General features: G+C 74.7%; 13 protein-coding genes. 4 read left to right on the top strand and 9 right to left on the bottom strand.

What is annotated here, in order from left to right; genetic code table 11:
• Nucleotides 1-2 precede the first annotated feature (2 nt).
• The 3 genes from ABZ990_RS26380 to ABZ990_RS26370 are packed head-to-tail and all read right to left on the bottom strand — an operon-like array spanning nt 3 to nt 6,743.
• A complete protein-coding gene (locus ABZ990_RS26380) occupies nt 3-3,542 on the bottom strand; it encodes a ferritin-like domain-containing protein (RefSeq protein ID WP_361236440.1) in 3,540 nt (1,179 codons plus the stop codon).
• Complete coding sequence (locus ABZ990_RS26375; protein ID WP_361236437.1) at nt 3,539-5,026, bottom strand: NAD(P)/FAD-dependent oxidoreductase; 1,488 nt, start codon at nt 5,024-5,026, stop codon at nt 3,539-3,541. Before ABZ990_RS26375 ends, ABZ990_RS26380 begins: the two co-directional genes overlap by 4 nt.
• A gap of 13 nt (nt 5,027-5,039) precedes the next feature.
• Nucleotides 5,040-6,743 carry an FAD-dependent monooxygenase gene (locus ABZ990_RS26370; protein ID WP_361236434.1) on the bottom strand — a complete coding sequence of 568 codons (1,704 nt, stop codon included), beginning with the start codon at nt 6,741-6,743 and terminating at the stop codon, nt 5,040-5,042.
• Nucleotides 6,744-7,190: 447 nt separating this feature from the next.
• Here ABZ990_RS26370 and ABZ990_RS26365 point away from each other — a divergent pair, with 447 nt between their 5' ends.
• Both ABZ990_RS26365 and ABZ990_RS26360 read left to right on the top strand, forming a co-directional pair.
• Nucleotides 7,191-7,955, top strand: a complete 765-nt coding sequence (locus ABZ990_RS26365; RefSeq protein ID WP_361236432.1) for a VC0807 family protein — start codon at nt 7,191-7,193, stop codon at nt 7,953-7,955.
• A gap of 268 nt (nt 7,956-8,223) precedes the next feature.
• On the top strand, nt 8,224-10,398 hold the full coding sequence (locus ABZ990_RS26360; protein ID WP_361236429.1) for a SpoIIE family protein phosphatase: 2,175 nt from the start codon (nt 8,224-8,226) through the stop codon (nt 10,396-10,398).
• 95 nt (nt 10,399-10,493) lie between these two features.
• On the opposite strand, the gene ABZ990_RS26355 is transcribed toward ABZ990_RS26360, so the two are convergent.
• From ABZ990_RS26355 to ABZ990_RS26330, 6 genes are all read right to left on the bottom strand, one after another.
• On the bottom strand, nt 10,494-10,955 hold the full coding sequence (locus tag ABZ990_RS26355; protein ID WP_361236426.1) for an SRPBCC family protein: 462 nt from the start codon (nt 10,953-10,955) through the stop codon (nt 10,494-10,496).
• Between the two features lie 112 nt (nt 10,956-11,067).
• The gene (locus tag ABZ990_RS26350; protein WP_361236423.1) at nt 11,068-11,697 is read right to left on the bottom strand and encodes a DinB family protein; all 630 of its coding nucleotides are present in this window, start codon (nt 11,695-11,697) and stop codon (nt 11,068-11,070) included.
• Nucleotides 11,698-11,843: 146 nt separating this feature from the next.
• Nucleotides 11,844-13,808, bottom strand: coding sequence for an ABC transporter permease (locus ABZ990_RS26345; protein ID WP_361236420.1), 1,965 nt, complete (start codon nt 13,806-13,808; stop codon nt 11,844-11,846).
• 11 nt (nt 13,809-13,819) lie between these two features.
• The gene (gene modA / locus ABZ990_RS26340) at nt 13,820-14,629 is read right to left on the bottom strand and encodes a molybdate ABC transporter substrate-binding protein (protein WP_361236417.1); all 810 of its coding nucleotides are present in this window, start codon (nt 14,627-14,629) and stop codon (nt 13,820-13,822) included.
• A 119-nt stretch (nt 14,630-14,748) separates the two neighbouring features.
• Complete coding sequence (locus ABZ990_RS26335) at nt 14,749-15,156, bottom strand: helix-turn-helix transcriptional regulator (protein WP_361236414.1); 408 nt, start codon at nt 15,154-15,156, stop codon at nt 14,749-14,751.
• 122 nt (nt 15,157-15,278) lie between these two features.
• A complete protein-coding gene (locus ABZ990_RS26330) occupies nt 15,279-15,752 on the bottom strand; it encodes an Lrp/AsnC family transcriptional regulator (protein WP_361236412.1) in 474 nt (157 codons plus the stop codon).
• Between the two features lie 423 nt (nt 15,753-16,175).
• On the opposite strand from ABZ990_RS26330, the gene ABZ990_RS26325 reads away from it, so the two are divergent.
• Nucleotides 16,176-17,720, top strand: coding sequence for an FUSC family protein (locus ABZ990_RS26325; RefSeq protein WP_361236410.1), 1,545 nt, complete (start codon nt 16,176-16,178; stop codon nt 17,718-17,720).
• Between the two features lie 184 nt (nt 17,721-17,904).
• Nucleotides 17,905-19,005 carry a lactonase family protein gene (locus tag ABZ990_RS26320; protein WP_361236407.1) on the top strand — a complete coding sequence of 367 codons (1,101 nt, stop codon included), beginning with the start codon at nt 17,905-17,907 and terminating at the stop codon, nt 19,003-19,005.
• Nucleotides 19,006-19,125 lie beyond the last annotated feature (120 nt).

Below are 19,125 nucleotides of genomic sequence, written 5' to 3'. Positions count from 1 at the left end.
CCTCAGCGTTCTCCTTCGGCACGGAACCGGTCGGCGTAGAAGGTCATCAACTCGGGCACCCGGTCGGGCACCCCGGCGCACGCCCGCGCCATCCGGGCGAGGTGCCCGAAGCGCATCGCGAACGCCCGCCGGGCGACATCGGGCCGGGGGAGGGCCACCGGGGGCTCCTCCAGTTCGAAGGACGGTCCTGCCGTACGTCCCCGCCAGCCCGAGTCCAGCGTCACGAGCAGTTCCGCGAGCGGGCGCATCATGCCGGTCATCACGTCGATCGCCGTGTTCATCAGCGGCGAGCGGCGCAGACTGGCGTCCGGGCTCTCGGCGAAGTGCTGGGTCATCAGCTGGAGCATCAGGAAGTAGCAGCGGTTGAACAGCAGCGTCACCTCCCGGGCGTGCGGATCGCGGATCGCCGCCCGGCCCGGGTGCGTCGGGTCGAGGGACGGATTGCGCAGGGCCGGATAGGCCGGACTCCACGGCGCCCCCCGCCCGCCGGGGCCGTCCGCCCGCTCGGTCATGAGGAGTTCGCCGAGCCGGACGAAGGTGTCGTGGTGGGACTCGGGCACCGGCCCCGGCGCGTCGAGCACTCCGCCCTCGCCCTGATCGGTGACGAAGTCGACGGCGAACAGGGCGCTTTGCAGATCGTCGACCTCCAGCTGGTAGTCCGGGTGCCGGGCGTCGACCGTCCGGCCGAGGAAGAGATGGTGCTCCCCGCCGCCCCGGCCCCGGTCCACCAGGAACAGGTCGGGGACCCGGGCCAGCCCGTCACGGATCGCCGCGTACAGCTCGCTCGGGGAACCGAAGGGGGCCGCCGCCCCGCCGCCGGAGGCCGTCAGACCGCCCAGGGCGCCGGGGCCGGCGGGACCGGGAGAGCCGCCGGGGCCCGGGAAGCCGGGGCCGGGCGGACCACCGGCCCCCGCGAGGTCCGCCGCCGGGCCGCCCCGGGTGCCGCCCGCCATCCGCTCGGGCCGCTCGATCGCGATGAACCGCTGCACACTGGCCAGATGCAGTGGCTCCAGGGCGAAGTCCAGGGGCATCGGCAGCCGCCCCGGCGCGCCGAAGTCGATCGCCGGCACATGGAACGGCTCGCCCATCGCCATCAGGATGTTGTTGACGACGAGAAAGTGGATCATCTCCTCGCGGGCCACCTCGAACAGACTGTCGCGGATCCCCCGGCTCAGCGTCTCGCCGCCGTCGCCGCAGGCCAGCCGCAACTGCCGGGGCGTCCAGACCCCGCGCCGTACATACGTGAACCCGGCCGCGTGCGTGGGCAGCGAGTACCCCGCGTACAGGTACTGGAGCGAGGTCGCCAGCTCCACCGAGACCGCCAGCCACAGCGCCGCCCGCAACTGCGCCCGGGTGGTGATCCGCGGCGCCGCCGAGGCCGGCGCGGGCGCGCTGACCGGGAGCACCGCGTCGGCGGCGGACCGCGCCCGCAGATACGCCAGCAGCAGCCGGGCCTTCGGCAGCGTCAGATCCCGCGACGGCGGCATGTAGTACGTACGGTCCCGGTTGGCCGGGTCGCACATCTGCCAGATCAGCTTCGCGTACGTCTCGACCTTGCAGCGGTCCTCAAGGCTGAACACCTCGTCGCGCATGAACGGATACAGCTGCTCGTAACAGGCGAAGACCTCCCGGTGCAGCAGCTCGAAGGACACCTGCTCCTTCAGGACCGCGTCCAGGTGCCAGTCGTCGGCCAGCACCCGTACGTGCGCCCCGCCCGTCCCTGCCCACCAGCCGAGCGCGTCCCCGTCGTCGTACGCGGCCACCGCCGAACCGGGGGCGTCCAGCGGACACGGCGGGGTGTCGCCGGCGTCGGCCGACAGCAGCAGCCGGGCCGTCCCGGCCCGCGCCCCGCGCAGGGTGAACCAGCCGCGCCCCTGCGCGTCGGTCACCACCCGGCACTGCTCGCCGAAGACGCCGTCCTCGCCCGGTCCGTCGGTCGCGCCCGCCCCGCCGACCTCGCCGTCGGTCACGGACGCCCCGGGAGAACCGGGAGAACCAGAAGTCCCGGACGCCTCAGATGCCTTACGGACCTTGTCCGCCTCCGGGCCCCCGCGGTCCTCGCCCGCCTCGGCATCCCCGGTATTCCCGGCATCCCCGATATCCCTCGTACCCCCGGCCCTCCGGGGGGCGTCCCGCGCGGTTCCCCCGCCCTCCGTGAGCCGGCCGGGACGCACCTCGACGATCCGCAGCCCGCCTGTGCGCGCGTCCGGAGCCGAGGCCACCGGATCGCGGGGCAGCGCCCGGGGATTGGCGAACTGCCGCACGAGAACCGTCCGCCCGGCCGCCGGCCGGCCCCGTACCGTCGCCCGCACGGCCACCTCCACCGCGTGGTCCTCGTCCCGGTCCCGGTCCGGGTGCTCCACGAACAGCGCGGCGTCGTCCGTCACCACGACCGTCTCGCGCTCCCGCAGCCACACCACCCGGCCGCTGCCCGTGCCGTCCTCGCCCACCAGGCACAGGCCCTCGTCGGCCGCCGGGCCCGCGCCGTCCCCGGCCACCGGCACCGTCACCACCCCGGGACCCCGGTCGCCGGTGTCCCGTACCACCGCGACCAGCCGGTCCGTCACCGCCGTCCGCAGCTGAAGATCGCCCGTCCCCGGGCGGCCGAACGGCAGGTTGAACACCGCCCGTTCGGGCGTCACCCGAACCGAGCAGATCCGCGCCCCGCTTCCCTCCGCTCCGCGTCCCTCCGTTCCGCGCCCGCCCGCGCAGCCGTACGGCACGAGCAGCCGGCCCGCCGGATGGGTGCGGGGTTCGCCGGGACGCCAGGGGGCGATCACTCCGTGCAGCCGCCAGCGCTGCGGGGCGTCCCCGGGACCCGCGTACCCGTGGCCGGGCGACCCGGGCGCCCCGTCCGCGGTCAGGGTGAACTGCACCAGGAGCCCGCCGTGTTCCTCGGCCGCCGCCCGCAGCGCGACCGCCGCCGGAGAGCCGGCCGCCGGCCCCTCGGGCCAGTCGAGCGCGGGGCCCGCCGGCACGGCGAACTGGTGCAGCACCGACGGCACCGGGGCGAAGGACTGCCAGCGCGGCGGCTGGAACCCCGTCACCTCGCCCAGGCACACATGACCGGAGTCGTGTGACCGGCCCTGGCGGCCGAGCGCGAACCGGCCGGCCATCAGCGTCGTCGTCCAGGCCGAGGCCGGATCCACGTCGAAGACCCGCGCCCGGTTCACGGTCGTGCCCAGATACGGGTTGTAGTGCCCCCACAGATCCACGGCCCGGCCCACCAGCGGATCGGGGGCCGGGGCCGCGTCGTCCGCCGGATCCGTCCGGAACTCCGCTCCCGCCGCCCGGCCCTCCGCTCCCTCCACGGCCGTCACCCGGGCGTCCACCGAGAAGTGTCCGTTGCCGGAGAAGTGGCCGCCGAGCGCGCCCCGTTCGGCCAGCAGCGCGTGAGCGGAGGCCGCCGGGCCCTCGGGCACCAGCACCGTGTTCGTGGCCAGATCGAGCAGCCCGGCCGAGGCCGCCCCGCGTGCCCCGGTGGGCAGCCGGGTGACAGCGGTGCCGGCGAAGGTCAGCCGGGGGGTGTCGAACACGCTCATGCCGCCGCCTCCCACTGCTCCGGGCCCTGCTCGTACCGGGCTCTCGAACGCCCCTCGATCGCCCGGACCGCCACCTGGGCCGACTCCACCGCGCCCTCGATCCAGGCGGGCTCCGACGAGCAGTGCTCACCCGCGAAGAACAGCCGCCCCTGCGGCCGGACCGCCCGCCGGCGCTCCTCCTCGCACGCCGCCTCGTCCCGGCCCCAGCGGATGGTGCAGCCGCCGACCGTCCACGGGTGCTCGCCCCAGGCCACCCCGGTCACCCCCCGGACCATCCCGCGCCGCAGCAACTGCGGGTGCATGCGGGCCAGTTCGTCGAGCACCACCCGGTGGCGCCGGCGGACCGGCATCCGCCCGAGCACATCGGCGTCCTCTCCTATGGTGTAGCTGGCGAGCAGCGCCGCGCCGCGCTCCCCGGCGCCGGGCGCGCCGTCCTCCGCGGCGGCCGGGTAGTACGTCTGCCGGATCAGCCCGCCGCTGAAGGAGGCGCCGCCCCGGATGCCCTCCCGCTCCCAGAACGGCTCGCGGACGTGCACGGCCACCTTGGTCGCCGGGCAGTAGACGACCTCCCGGACGACGGCCAGCTTGTCCTCGTCGAAGCCGCGCAGGACCATCCCGCGCAGCACCGAGAACGGCACCGTGCACAGGACCAGGTCGGCGTGGCGGACGACGGCCAGCGGGCCGCGCCCTATGCGCAGCCGTACCTGGTCGGCGGCCACCTCCACGCCGGTGACCTCCTGCCCCAGCCAGATCGGGCCGCGCACGCGCGCGGCGAGCCGCTGCACCAACTGGTCCATGCCGCAGGCGAGCCGGATCAGCTCCGGGCTGGTCTCCGTGAGGATGTCGTCCAGGAAGCTGTTCAGCCGGGTCCCGCACGCGGACCGGATGCCCGGGTGGGCGGCGAACAGCCCGTGCACGTCTATGCGGTCCTTGTTGTCACCGCGCAGATGGGGGGTCAGATCGATCCGTTCCACCCGGTCGAGCAGGTCCCCCGAGAGATCGGCGCGCAGCCCGGTGCGCAGCGCGGGCGGCGCGATCGCGTCGACCACGGCCGACAGCCAGGCGCCGAACACCACGGTCTCGTCCCGGTAGTCGTCGCGGGCGAGCGAGGCGCGGACGTCCGCGATCAGCCGGCGCGGGGCGTCCCGCAGCCGGACATGGCCGCCGCTCGTGGCGAGCAGGGCGTTCTCCTCGGACAGCAGGGTGACGAACGGCCGCACCTGGTCGCCGAGCCCGAGGTGGTCTATGTAGTCCATGGTGCGGTGGTGGGCGGTGGGCACGCGCATGGCGCCCAGTTCCACGAAGGGGGCGCCCTCGTGGGCGCCGAAGCGGTGGGTGCGGATGCGGCCGCCGAGCCGGCGGCTGCCCTCCAGGATCTCCACGCGGTGGCCGAGACGTTCGAGTTCATACGCGGCGACCAGGCCGGCCATCCCCGCGCCGATGACGGTGACGGTGCCTCGGGTGCGCGTCCGGTGCTTGGACAAGGGCTTGCTCCCGTCACTGCGCGGTGTCGGAGGAGGACGGCGGCGAAGGCGGCCGGGGGGACGAGGCGGACGGAGCCGACGGAGCCGACGGAGCCGACGGGGCCGACGGCGCGGCGGGGGAGCGGGCGCCGGAGCGCCGGGGCGCGAGCATGAGCAGATACGCGTCGAGCACCGAGGGCCGGTCCAGCGGGGCCACCAGGCCCACGTACCCGTCCGGCCGGACGAGCCGCAGCTCTCCGGTTCTGCCGAGCAGCCGGGCCTCGCCGGCGCCGGCGGGCGAGACGGGCAGCAGCCGGACCGGCACGGGCGCGCGCCGGCACCGCTGCTCAAGGGCGTGCCGTACGGCCGGGTCGGCGACCCGCGCCGCGTCGACGAGCAGGGTCCAGGTGTCGTACCGCAGCAGGGTGTGCAGCCGCACGGGTCCGTTCGGCGGGTCGCCCGCCGTCACTCTCGCGTCGGGCATCCGGTCGCCGGCCCGGGGGATGCGGTGCCGGCCGTGCGAGGGCGCGGGGCGCTGCCAGGACAGGTCGCTGTAGCGGTGGTTGCGGCCGAGATCGCTCAACTGCCGGTCGAGCCGCCGCTGGAAGCCGCGCAGGGAGAGCATCACGGGCACCGTGGCGGTGAAGGCCCGGTAGCCGAGCGGCGGCAGCGGCAGCTCCATGAAGTTGACCCGCATCTCGCGGATGTAGCGCAGGGCGAGGGCGCGCTGTTCGGTGTCGTAGGTGTCGAGGATCCGTTCGTCGGCCTCGCCGCGGTGCACGGCGGCCAGCTTCCAGGCCAGGTTGTGCGCCCCGAGCATCCCCACGTTCATGCCGTGGCCGCCGACCGGCGCCCAGGCGTGCGCGGCGTCCCCGGCGAGCAGCCCGCGCCCGTGCCGCAGCCGGGCGGCGACCCGGTCGCTGAACCGGGCGCGGTTGAGCCAGGGCCGCTCGGGGGGCGAGAGCCGCAGCCGCGGCAGCCGCGCGGTGTCGGCGACCAGATCGCGCAGCTCGTCGAGGGTGGGCGGCGCGGTCAGCCCGGGGTCGGGGTCGTCGCGGAAGCAGAAGAAGCGGTACGCCCCGTCGGGCAGCGGGAAGGCGAGCAGTGCGCGGTGCGGGGCGAGGAAGATGTGTCCGTGGCCCGGCTGTTCGCCGAGCGGCCACTCGGGGTGCGCGTTGCCCTGGACGACCTGGAGACCGGTGCGCCGGCGGCCCTCGAAGGGGATGTGGAGCCGGTCGCGGACCACGCTCGCGGTGCCCTCGCAGCCGACGATCCAGGCGGCGGTGCCCGACTCGGCCGTGCCGTCGGGCCGGGTGAGGGTGAACTCGGCCCGGTCCTCGTGCACCTTGACGTCGGTGACCTCGGTGTCCCACTCCACCTCGGTGCCGCGTCCGGCCAGTTCCTCGACCAGCAGCCGCTCGATGTCGTGCTGTTCGATGTTGAGGGGGCGGCTGTACGCCGAGCGGTTCCAGCCGGTGGTCAGCTCCCCGAGCCGCCGCCCGCGCCCGTGGATGGTGACTCTGGACAGTTCCACCGCGTTGCCGCGCAGCGTTCCGGCGACACCGAGGGAGTCCAGGGCTTCGAGCGCCCTCGGCCACAGGACGAGGGCGCGCGCCTCGCGCTTGGCCGCCGGGGCACGGTCGACGATCCGTACCTCCAGGCCGAGCCCGCGCAGGGCGATCGCCAGCGTGAGGCCGACCGGCCCCGCCCCGACCACGCATACGTCCATGTCCGGCATACGGCCCACTTCCCCACAGTGACGACGACAGCGACAGCGGCTGCGACGGCGTCGTACCGCGTGCCGGGCGGATCGGCCGCCCGCATTTCCTCAGGGTGCGCGCGGATGATCACCGTTCGCCAGGGCGTACGGCCCGGCGCGGGAAGCATTCCACCTGCCCGTATGACTCCGTGTGCATCATGTGTGCGGTTTGGGTGACGACTCACGGCAAAGGGAGTGCGTGGTGTGGGGGAGCGTGTTACCGGGCGGCGGCCCGCCGCCGACGAGGTAGGGCTGCACGTACCAGATCCGGAATGAGACCCTCCGGAATAATTTTGAAGATCACTTTAACGAAGGCGTCTTGTGGGCCCGCCGCCCCGGCCTTACCTTGCGGTACGGCATCGTTCCCCGAGGCGCCGCGGCCACCGCGCCCCTCGGCGGCGATCCGTGACAACCCAGGGGGAAAATATGTCCACCGCTTCACAGCCGCAGCCGCAGCCGCAGCCGCAGTCCGGCACTCCGGCCCGTTCCAGATCCGCCGCCGCCATCGGCTGGGTCCTCACCATCGGACTCAACATCATCGCGCCGATCCTCACCTACGGAGCGCTGACCGATCACGGCTGGAGCGAGTTCACCGCCCTGCTCCTCAGTGGTGTGTGGCCGGTCCTCGACACCGTCGTCAACCTCGTCTGGCACCGCAAGCTCGACGAGTTCGCCATCATCACCCTGTTCTTCCTCGCCCTCACGGCCGTCGTCTCCCTCGTCGGCGCCCACTCGACCCGCGCCCTGCTCATCAAGGACTCGGCCGTGACCGGACTGTCCGGCGCGCTCTTCCTGGGCAGCCTGTTCGCGCCCAAGCCGCTGATGTTCTACTTCGGCCGGCGCTTCGCCACCGACGGCACGCCCGAGGGCGCCGCCTGGTGGAACGGGATGTGGCAGTTCGAGGGCTTCCGGGCCGTCATGCGGCGGATGACCATCGTGTGGGGCGTCTCCTACATCGTCGAGTCGATCACGCGCGTGGTCCTGTCGTACGTGCTCGCCACCGGCACGATGGTGGTCGTCAGCCCGATCCTCATCTACGGCACCCTCGGCCTGCTGGCCGTGTGGACCATGCGCACCGCCAAGCGCTCGCGCGCCGACGGCGCCGCCCGGATGGCGGCAGCGGCGGCGGCCACGCCGGGGGCCGCCCCGGTGGCCGCCCCGGTGGCGGGGGCGGGCCCGGCCGGGGCCTGACCCCGGGGTACGAGTCCGGCGTTCCGGGCTCCGGCCCGGAGCCCCGGGTCGCTCCACCCCGGCCCGCCCCGGCCCGGGCGCCCGGCTCGCCCCAGGCGGCGGACCCGCCGTCCAGGCCGTTGTCCGGGCTGCCGCCCGGGCCGCCCGTCCCGCCGGGCGGAGGGCCCGCCCTCGCACCGCACCCGTCCGTTATGTCTCGTATAGGGTGATTCGGTAAGCGTGGCGAGAAGACGCCCCCCGGGGCCCGGTCGATGCGTAGGTCGATGCGTTGGACACTCACCAGTCGCCGGGCGGCGCCCCGCCGCCCGGGGCGGCCCTCGGCTACGCCGGCGTCCTCAACGACCTGCTGCCCGTGGCGCTCTGGCGCGAGGACACCCACGGCCGGATCGTCGAATGGTCGCTGGCCGCCCAGGACCTCCTCGGCTACCCGCCCGAAGAGGTCCTCGGCCGCCCGGCGGGCGCGCTGCTCGTACCGCCCGCCAACCGGGGCCTGGCCGACCAGCTGACCCACCGGGTCCAGTCCGGCGAGACCGTGGTCGGCACCCTCCCCGTCCTGCGCAGCGACGGCCGGCCGATCAGCATGGAGATGTGGATCGTGCCCGCCGCCGACCCGGAGGGCCGCCCCGGCGCCATGCTCATCGCCTTCGAGACCTCCCAGGTCCTCACGATGCGCGACTCCCTCGCCACCCTCGAATCCCTCTTCACCCAGTCGCCCATCGGCCTCGCCACCCTCGGCCCCGACCTGCGCTTCGTCCGGGTCAACGACGCGCTCGCCCGGATGAACGGCATCCCGCGCTCCGACCATGTGGGCCTCCGGCTCTCCCAGGTCCTGCCGGGGGTCAACGCCGGCGCCCTGGAGGACATGATGCGGGGCGTCCTCGACAGCGGTACCGCCGTCGTCGACGCGCGCCGGGTCGGCCGTACCCCCGCAGACCCCGGCCACGACCACATCTGGTCCAGCTCCTACGCCCCGCTCCGCGACCACACCGGCCGGCCCCTCGGTCTCATCGCCTCCGTCATCGACATCACCGACAGCGAGCAGGCGCACGTCGAGATGGAACGCGCCCGGCACCGCTTCGCCCTGCTCGCCGAGGCCGGCGAACGCATCGGCACCACCCTGGATCTGCGGCAGACCGCCGAGGAGGTGGTCTCCTTCCTCGTCCCGCAGCTCGCCGACTCCGCCGACATCCAGCTCCTCGAAGCCATCCTGGAACCCGACGAGTCCACCGCCGCCACCCGCAACGTCCTGCGCCGTCTCGCCGCCGCCTTCCCCGACCCGGACGGCCCGCTGAACCGGCTCTCCGTGGGCCGTACCTTCCAGATCCCGCGCGACTCCGTGTACGAGCGGGTCATCACCCGCGCCCGCGCCATGGACCTGCACGTCGCCGATATCCCCGACCTCATCCGGGACCCCCGGCTGGAGGACCTGCGCGGCTATCTCGCCACCCGGATCGGCTCCGCCCGGCTGATCCCGCTCGTCGCCCGCGGCACGGTCCTCGGTACGGTCACCGTCACCCGGCTGCGCACCCGCGCGCCCTTCGCCGACGAGGACCGGGTGCTCGTCGACGAGGTCGTCGCCCGCGCCGCCCTCAACATCGACAACGCCCGTCTATACACCACCCAGCGCCAGGCCGCCCGCACCCTCCAGCGCAGCCTCACCAACAACGCGCTGCCCGAGGTCACCGGCCTCGAACTCACCGGCCGCTATCTGCCCGCCAGCGTCCACGACGTCGGCGGCGACTGGTTCGACGTGGTCGCGCTGCCCGGCGGCCGTACCGGCCTCGTCATCGGCGACGTCATGGGGCACGGCATCCACGCGGCGGCCGTCATGGGCCAGTTGCGCACCGCCGTGCGCACCCTGGCCCGCCACGACATCCCGCCCGCGCGCATGCTGCGCTCGCTCGACGCGGTCGTCGCCGACCTCGGCGAGTACGAGATGGCCACCTGCGTGTACGCCGTCCACGACCCGGCCGGTGCCCGCTGGACCATCGCCCGGGCCGGCCATCCGCCGCCCGCCGTGGTCACCCCGGACGGCACCGTCACCTTCCTCGACGGCCCGCCGGGCACCCCGCTCGGCACCGGCGCGCACGAGTTCGGCACCGAGGAGGTCGTGCTTCCCTCGGGTGGACTGCTCGTCCTGTACACGGACGGCCTCATCGAGTCCCGCGAGCGCGATCTCGACCAGGGCATGGCCCGCATCGCCCGCGCGCTCGGGAACCCCGCGCGCCCTCTGGACGCCCTGTGCGACGACCTGCTGGCCGGGCTGCCCGACGGGCCGGCGCAGGACGACGTGGCGATGCTGCTCGCCCGTACGACGGACGAGCAGGGAGACCCTGCGAAGGGCGGGGATGACGCCCGTACGACGGACGGGGACGGAGACCCTGCGAAGGGCGAGGATGGCGCCCGTACGACGGACGGGGACGGAGACCGCGCCCCGGAGTGAGGAACGGGTCCCGACGCGGGAAACGGCGCGGGGAGCGGCCTGTCGCCGGTCAGGGCCTGGCGCGGCGGGACCTTCAGGGCCCGATGGGAAAAGGGTCACCCGTCGGGCGCGCGGGTGCCGTGCTCCAGGATGTTCTTCAGATGCCGCTGGTCACGGGGCATCTCCTTGCGGGCGGCCGGCCGGGCGACCAGGGGTGCGATCACCTTGCCGAAGCCGTGCCCCTCGAAGTCGAGGGAGAGCGTCAGCCGCGAGCGCTCACCGCCGTCCAGCGGTTCGAGCGTGCCCCGGAGGTCGCCGCGCACCGGCCCTTCGACGCCGTGGATGTGCCAGCTGTACGGCGGATCCGCCGCCACCGTCCGCATGGTCGCGGTGAAGTCGCGGTTCCCGATGCGCCGGGTGATCACGGCCTGCGAGCCCACGCTGCCGGGGGTGCCTCGGGTCGTACGGCCCGCGACCACGCTCTCCTGCCACTCCGGCAGATGCGCGGCATCGGTCACGTACCGGAAGACCTCGTCGGGGCGACGGGAGATGTCGACGGTGGTGTCGATCCTGGACATGTCGCCTCCTTGCTGGGGGTGCGGGAGGTTTCCCTCCCATCGTCCCACGCACCCCCGGCCCCGCCCCGGCCCCGGCGTCCGCCCCGGCGTCCTGCTCCCGGTCACGGCGGGCTCAGCCCCCGGTCCGCGCCTGGTGGAGGTCCCGCAGCAGCGCGATCTCGGCGCCGTGATGGAGCAGCTCCTGGTTCAGCCACCACACGACGTCGGCGAAGACGTCCTCGGGGTCGCTGCCGTGCGGATAACTGCTGTAGCCGACCGTGTCCAGGTCCTGGTCGCTCACCGTCGTCAGCATCGCGCGCCAGGCGGCGGAAGCGGCGGCGAACGCCGCCATGGCAGGGGCCGCTTCCCCGTGGATCCGCACGTCGTCGCGGGTGCGGGAACGGCTGCCGGCGGTGTGGTCCGTGCGCAGCTCGAACATCTCGGTCAGATGGCTCAGCCGCCAGGCGAGCGTCGTGAACGGGGCCGGCTCGGGGTGCGGTGGCGGCGTCGCGTCCCGGCCCCATGCGCCGGCCAGGTCACCGGTCAGCAGGGTGGCGCGGGGCCCCGGGCCGTCCGCGCGCCGGCGCACCGACCAGCAGTCGGGCACCGGCTCCCATCGGTACTCCTCGTCGGTGAGCGCGGTGGCGGGGACCGGGGTCCCGTTGCCGCTGTCCCGTACGGGTCCCGTGAGCCGGTCCAGCAGCCGCTCGCGCGCGAAGTCGAACTGCGCGAGGAGAGGGACGAGTCGGAGCGGCATCGCCATGGCACGGCTCCGGAGGTGGGAAGGGGGCGAGGGGGCACGCGCACGCTGTCATACGGAGTCCGGCCGCGGCCACGGGATTTCCCGCGCTCCCGCCCCATCCGACCCCAACCCGCCCTGCGCCGTCCCTCGCCCCCGCCCGCCTCATCTCACAGTGGTACGACGGTCACCTCGGTCGCCTTCACGCCCGTCCACACCGGCGTGCCGTCCGCGAGCCCCAGGTCGGCGGCCGCCTGCGGCGTGATCTCGGCGACCAGCGGCGGCACCCGGTCGGAGGTGACGAGGACCCGCAGCCTGCTGCCGCTCGCGGTGATCTCCTGTACGGTGCCCGGCCAGACGTTGCGGGGACTGCCGCCCGGCCGCTCGCGGTGCACGGCCACCGCCTCGGGCGGGATGACCGCCAGCGCCTCCGACCCGGCCGGCAACGGCTCGGCGGCGACCAGCGTGCCCCCGTCCGCGAGGGCGAGCCCGTCGCCGGTCGCGGTGCCCGGCCAGGCGTTGCGGCCCAGCATCCGGGCGACCCACGGCGAACGCGGATGCCGGGTGACCTCCGCGGGCGAGGCGTCCTGGAGCGCCCGCCCGTCCTCCAGGACGAGCACCCGGTCGGCCAGTGACACCGCTTCGACCGGGTCGTGGGTGACGATCAGACAGACCCCGCCGAACCCGGCGAGATGGCCGCGCAGGGCGTGCCGTACCCGGGCTCGGGTGGTCTGGTCGAGAGCGGCCAGCGGCTCGTCGAGCAGCAGCAGCCGGGGCCGGGCGGCCAGCGCCCGGGCCAGCGCGACCCGCTGGGCCTGGCCGCCGGACAACTGGGCGGGCCGGCGCCCGGCGAGGTGGCCGACACCGAGCCGGTCGAGCCACTCCTGGGCGGCGCGCCGGGCCCCGGCGCGCGGCACACCGCGGGCGCGCAGACCGTACGCGGTGTTGGCGAGGGCGGTCATATGCGGGAACAGCGCCCCGTCCTGCGGCACCCACGCCACCTGGCGGCGGTGCGGCGGCAGTTCGGTGACGTCCGTGTCCCCGAGGGTGAGGGCGGCGTGGGCGCGCGGGGTGAGCCCGAGGAGGGCGCGCAGCAGGGTGGTCTTGCCGGCGCCGTTGGGGCCGACGACGGCGATGGTGGTGCCCGGTTCGGCGGAAAGAGCGAGCCGGGTGAAACCGTCGACCTCGGCACGCAGCGCCCAGCGCTCCCCGGCCTCCTCCGGTTCCTCCGCCTCCCGCTTCCCGTCCTTCGCCGGGGCCGGGGCCGGGGCTGCGGCGCCCGTGGCTGACGTCTCCCCGCCGAAGTCCCCGGCCCCGCTCGCCGTCCGGTCCGCCGTCCGTCCGGACCGGGGAGCGGCCGAGAAACGCCCGCGCAGCGCGACCAGCACCGTCATCGCGATGACGAGCAGCAGCAGCGAGACCGAGGTCGCCGCGTGCGGATCGTCCTGGAGCAGCAGGTAGACCTCCAGCGGCAGCGTCTGGGTGGTGCCTGGCAGATTTCCGGCGAAGGTGATCGTGGCCCCGAACTCGCCGAGCGCCCGCGCCCAGGTCAGCGCCGCGCCCGCGAGCAGCCCGGGGGCGACCATCGGCAGCGTCACCGTGCGGAACACCCGCAGGGGCGAGGCGCCCAGCGACGCCGCCGTCTCCTCGTACCGGGGCCGCAGCCCGGCGAGCGCGCCCTCCAAGCTGATCACCAGGAACGGCATGGCCACGAAGGTCGCGGAGAGCACCGCGCCGGAGGTGTGGAAGGGCAGCACGATCCCGAAGGTGTGTTCCAGCCACGGTCCGAGCAGTCCGCGCCGCCCGAAGGCGAGCAGCAGCGCCACCCCGCCGACGGTGGGCGGCAGGACCATCGGCAGCAGCACCAGGCTGCGCACGAACGCCTTGCCGGGGAACGGCACCCGGGCCAGCAGCCACGCCAGCGGCACCCCAAGCACCAGGGACAGACCGAGCGCCCAGAAGGAGACGATCAGCGACAGCTTCAGCGCCTCCACCGTGCCGGGCCTGCTCAGGTGCGTCCCGATCGCACTCCACTCGGTGCGGGCCAGGATGCCGGCGAGCGGCAGCAGCAGGAGGGCGATCGCGAGGAGGGCGGGGACGGTGAGGGCGAGGGGGGTACGGGCCCGGGTCGGCATCGCGCGCGGTCCTACGGCTGCTGGAAGCCGGCGTCCCGGAGGATCTTCTGGGCCTCCGGGGTGCTCAGCCAGGTCACGAACGCGGCGGCGGCCTCGGCGTCGTGCGAGTCCTTCAGGGCGGCGGCCGGGTAGGTGGCGACGGCGTTCTGCGCGTCGGGGATGGCGACCGAGCCGACCTTGTCGCCCGCGCTGAGGGCGTCGCTCTTGTAGACGAGCCCGGCGTCGGCCTCGCCCAGCTCGACCTTGCTGAGCGCGGCGCGCACGCTCGGCTCCAGCGACACCGGCTTCACCGTGATCTTCTGGGCGTCGAGGATCTTCCGGCTGTACTTCCCGGCGGGCACCTCCGGCGCGGCGAGGACGACCTTGAGCTTGGGATCGGCGAGATCCTTCAGGGCGGCGACGTGGTGCGGGTTGCCCGGGGCGGTGGCGATGACGAGCCGGTTCTTCGCGATGACCGTCGGGGTGCCGGCGTCCGCCCCGGCCTTCTCCATGCTCGCGGTGTCGGCGGTGACCAGGACGTCGGCGGGGGAGCCCTGGGTGACCTGCGCGACCAGTTCCTGCGAGCCCGCGAAGGAGAAGGTGATCTTGGTGCCGGGGTGCGCCTTCTCGTAGGCGGATCCGGCGGTCTTGAACACATCGGTCAGGGAGGCGGCGGCGAGGACCGTCAGCTTCGTGGACCGGTTCTTGCCGGCCGAGCCGCCGCCGTCCGCCTTCCCGGAGCCGTCCGACCCCGAGCAGGCGGCCAGCGGCAGCAGCAGTCCGGCGGTGACGGCCGCGATCAGGGCACGGCGGCCGGGGCGCGCGGAGAAGAGGGACGGCATGGGTGGGACTCCTCTGAGGACGAGATGGAGAGGGGCGAACAATGCAGGGCGGACGGATCAGGGTGGCTCAGGGCGGGGCGGGTCGGATCCGAGCGGCCGACCGGGCCGGCACCGGTGGTTCAGACGAGGTCGATGTGCACGTTGGTCGACTTCACCCGGGCCGTCGCGGTCATGCCGACCTCCAGGCCCAGTTCCTCCACCGCCTCGCGGGTGAGCAGCGAGACGAGCCGGTGCGGGCCCGCCTGGATCTCGACCTGGGCGGCGATGTCGCCGAGCTTGACCGCCGTGACGATGCCGGGGAACGCGTTGCGCGCCGAGGTGTACGGCTCCTCGTCGTCCCCCGGTCCGCCCGCGCCGCCGCTGCGCGCGATCTCGACGGAGAACGCGGCGAGGTCGCGGCCGTCGATCAGCCGGCGGCCGCTCTCGTCGCGATGGGTGGGCACCCGGCCGGCGTCGGCCCAGCGGCGCGCCGTGTCCGGGCTCACGCCCAGCAGACGTGCGGCCTGCCCGATGGTGTAGGACTGCATGTGCGTCAGATTAGGCCGAACGTGATCTCATCTGCAATCAGCACCCCGCTTTATGCCTGGCAATTGCGCATCACTTAGGCACGTCGCCCGGGAGCATCGCTCGGGCGCGCCACCCGGGCGCATCACTCGGCCTCGCGGCCCACCGATTCGACCAGCGGCAGCAGCCGGTGTGCCACCCGTTCGCGGAGCGCGATCTCGGTCCGGGTGCGGACCACACCGGGCAGCTGGATCAGCCGCTGGATGACGTCCTCCAGATGGCCGGCGTCCCGCGCCACCACCCGGGTCAGCAGATCGCCGCCGCCCGTGATCGAGAACGCCTCCACGATCTCGGGGATCGCCGCGAGCGCCTCCCCGACGTCGTCGAGATGCCCCTGGGTCATCTCGATGTGCACGAACGCGAGCACCGGATGCCCCAGTGCGGCCGGGGACAGCACCGGCCCCGTCGCCGTGATCACCCCGTCCCGCTCCAGCCGGTCGATCCGCGCCTGCACCGTGCCGCGCGCCACCCCGAGGATCCGCGCGTACTCGCGGACGCTGGTGCGCGGCTGCTCGATGAGCAGGCGCAGGATGCGGGTGTCGAGCGTGTCCACCGTCATGGTCCGTTGGTCCCCTTCTGGCCGTACAAACAAGAAAATGACTGTACCAATGGCCCACTCAATTCAGCCTCGGTTGAGCCGTCGGGCGGTGGGATGCTTTCCTGTCGGAAGAGTTGGACAGAAGGCGCCGCGCACGCGCCGGACCGGCGAGGACGCCGGATCCCGGACCCGCGGCGCCTTCGTCGTGTCCAGCGGCCGTCTCCAGGCGGCGAATCCGGACGGACAGCGGGATCCACCAGCGGGATCCACGGCGAAAGAGGGTGTGTGTACGGCACCGGGGGCGGAACGACCGTCATGAAGCAGACGCGGGATACGCGGCCGACGCGGCAGGTACCGCAGACGTCGCGGATGAAGCGGGCGAACGAGCCGGAGCGGCCGGAGCGGCCGGTGACGGCCGAAGGAACGGAGAAGGTGAGGACGCGGATGAGGAACACGCCGGCGGCCTGCGCCCGGGCGCTGCGCCGTATGTGCGTGGCTCCCGACCCCGGCCGGGTGCGGCTGCGGGTGGCCACCCGCGCCGTCCTCGGCATCGGCCTGACCGTCACCCTCGCGGGCCTGGCCGGGTTCTCGCTCGTCGCCTCCCTCACCGCCGGCCTCGCCGCGCTCCTCGCCCTGTTCACCGTGGGCGACCCGACGGTCCGCGGCCAGGCCGTCACCACCGCCCTGCTGCCGCTCGCCGGCTTCCCCGTCCTCGCCGCCGCGACCGCCCTGCACGACCTGCCCGTGGCGCGTGACCTCACCTGGCTGCTCGTCGTGTTCGCCGGGGTGTACGCGCGCCGCTTCGGCCCGCGCGGACACGCGCTCGGCATCTTCGCCTTCATGCAGTTCTTCGTCACCCAGTTCCTGCACGCGCTGCCCGCGCAGCTGCCGGAGCTCTACGCGGCCGTGCTCCTGGCCCTCGCGGCGGCCGGTACCGTCCGCTTCGGCCTCTGGTGTGTCGAACGGCGCGTCCCGCCGCCCGCCGCGCCCGCGCCGCTGCCCGGCACCGGCCTCGCCCGGCCCACCACCCGCCAGGCGTTCCAGGCCACCGCCGCCTGCGCGGTGGCCCTCGTCGCCGGACACCTGGTGTCCCCCGAGCGCTGGTACTGGGCCGTCGCCACCGCCTGGTGGATCTTCGTCAACACCGCCTCGCGCGGCGAGACCCTGGTCCGCGGCTTCCGCCGGGTCCTCGGCACCGTCGCCGGCATCGCCGCCGGACTGCTCGTCGCCCTCCCGCTCGGCGGCGCGCCCGCCCCGACGGCGTTCCTGGTCGCCCTGTGCGTCTTCGGCCTCTTCTACACCGCCCCGCTCTCGTACAGCTGGATGATGTTCTTCGTCACCGTCCTGGCCTCCCTTCTCTACGGGCTGCTCGGCGTCCTCCACCCCGGCCTGCTGCTCCTCCGCTTCGAGGAGACCGCGGCCGGTGCCCTCGGCGCCGCCGCCGGCCTGGCCCTGCTGCCGGTGACCACCCACGCCGCCACCAACGCCTGGATCCAGCGTGCCGTCGCCTGCGTCCACGCCTGCACCACCGCCGCCGCCCGGCGGCTCGCGGGCGACCCGCACGCCGACCCGGCCGTACCCGCCCGCGAACTCGATCTGCTCCTGGCCCGCGCCCGGCTCACCCTCGCCCCGCTCGTCCACCCGCTCAGCCCGCTGCGCGCCCGCAAGGCGAGGGCCCGCCGGGTGCTCGCCCTGCTCGACGACTGCGCCCGCGAGATCCGGGGCCTCGCCGCGGTCGCGGCCGACCCCGACGCCTCCCACGACGCCCGCCTCGCCCATGCCGCCCAGCGCGTCGAAGCGGCCGTCCACGCGCTCGTCCCGGCCGTCGTACCACCCCGCTCCACCCTCGCGGGTCCGGCCGGCGTGCCCTCGCACCACCCCGGCGCGGAGGCCGCCCTCGCCCATCTGCACGGTCTCGAACGCGCCCTCGTCGACCTGGCCGCGCCGCTGCGCACCTGCCCGCGCGCCCCGCTGGTCACGGCCGCGTGACGCCGGGGCCGTGACGGCGAGGTCGTGACGCCTGGGGCCGTACGGGCTCTGCGGTCGTACGGCCCCGCAGGCGTACGCCCCCCACGTACACGGCGCCGCACCAGCTTGGTCTAGACCGCCTGCTAACGTCGGCCGGGCATCGGCCGGTCCACCCGGACCGGCCACGGGACAGGGGAGGCGTGTCGTGGACGGCATGCGGGCAGAGCGGCGTACGGAGCAGGACCGTACGGAAGCGGAGCGGGGCGGACCGGGGCCGAAGACCGGCACCCGGGCGTTCATCGGGTCGTTCACCTCGGCCGGCGGCCCCGGGGTGCTCGCCGCGGCCGTCGCGCCGGACAGCGGCGCCCTCACGCCCACCGGGGCGAGCGACGCCGTCGCCGACCCCTCCTACCTGGCGCTCGACGGGGACGTGCTCTACGCCGTCTCCGAGACCGACCCGGGCGCCGTCGCCGCCTTCGACGTCACCGGCCCGGCGCCCCGGCCGCTCGGCGCGCCCGTCCCGGTCGACGCCGCCGGACCCACCCACCTCGCGCTCGCCGCCGGCCGTCTGCTCACCGCGAACTACACCTCCGGCAGTGTCACCGTGCTCGCCCGCACCGCCGACGGCCGCCCCGGCCCGGTCACCGGCCAGACCCGCCACCACGGCTCGGGACCGGTCGCGGGCCGGCAGGACGGCCCGCACGCCCACCAGGTGCTGCCGGACCCCACCGGACGCTGGGTGCTCGCCGTCGACCTCGGCACCGACTCCGTCACCGTCGCCGTCCTCGACCCGACCACCGGCGCGCCGCGCCCGCACGGCACCACCGCCCTGCGCCCCGGCACCGGCCCCCGCCACCTCGCCTTCCACCCGGCGGGCACCCACGCCTACGTCCTGAACGAGCTGGAACCCACCCTCACCGTGTGCCGCTGGGACGCCGGGGCGGGCGTCCTCACCCCGCTCGGCGAGACCCGTGTCGTCCCCGAGGACGCCACCGGACCGGACTACCCCTCCGAGATCGTCGTCGCCCCCGACGGCCGCCACCTGTGGGCCGCCGTCCGCGGCGCCGACACCCTGGCCGTGCTCGCCCTGGAGGACGGGGGCGAGACCGCCCGCCTGGTCGCCTCCGTCCCGTGCGGCGGCCACTGGCCCCGTGACCTCGCGCTCGCGCCCTCCGGCCGGCACCTGTACGTGGCGAACGAGCGCTCCGGAGACGTCACCTGGTTCACCGTCGACTCCGGCACCGGTCTCCCCGCCCGGTCCGGCGCGATCCCCGCCCCCGCCGCCTCCTGCGTCGTGTTCGGCTGACCCGGACGGGACCGCGACGACCCCGGGAGCCCGGAGCCCGGAGCCCGCACGGCGAGGTCCCGGGACCGGCGCCGAACGAAGGGGCCCGCACCGGAGGATGTCCGATGCGGGCCCGGCCCG

This window comes from Streptomyces sp. NPDC046203 (assembly GCF_040646255.1).
In the GTDB taxonomy this organism is placed as follows: Bacteria; Actinomycetota; Actinomycetes; order Streptomycetales; family Streptomycetaceae; genus Streptomyces.
The sequence above is the reverse complement of the archived record's forward strand: the minus strand, read 5'-3'. Positions and strand labels throughout refer to the sequence as shown.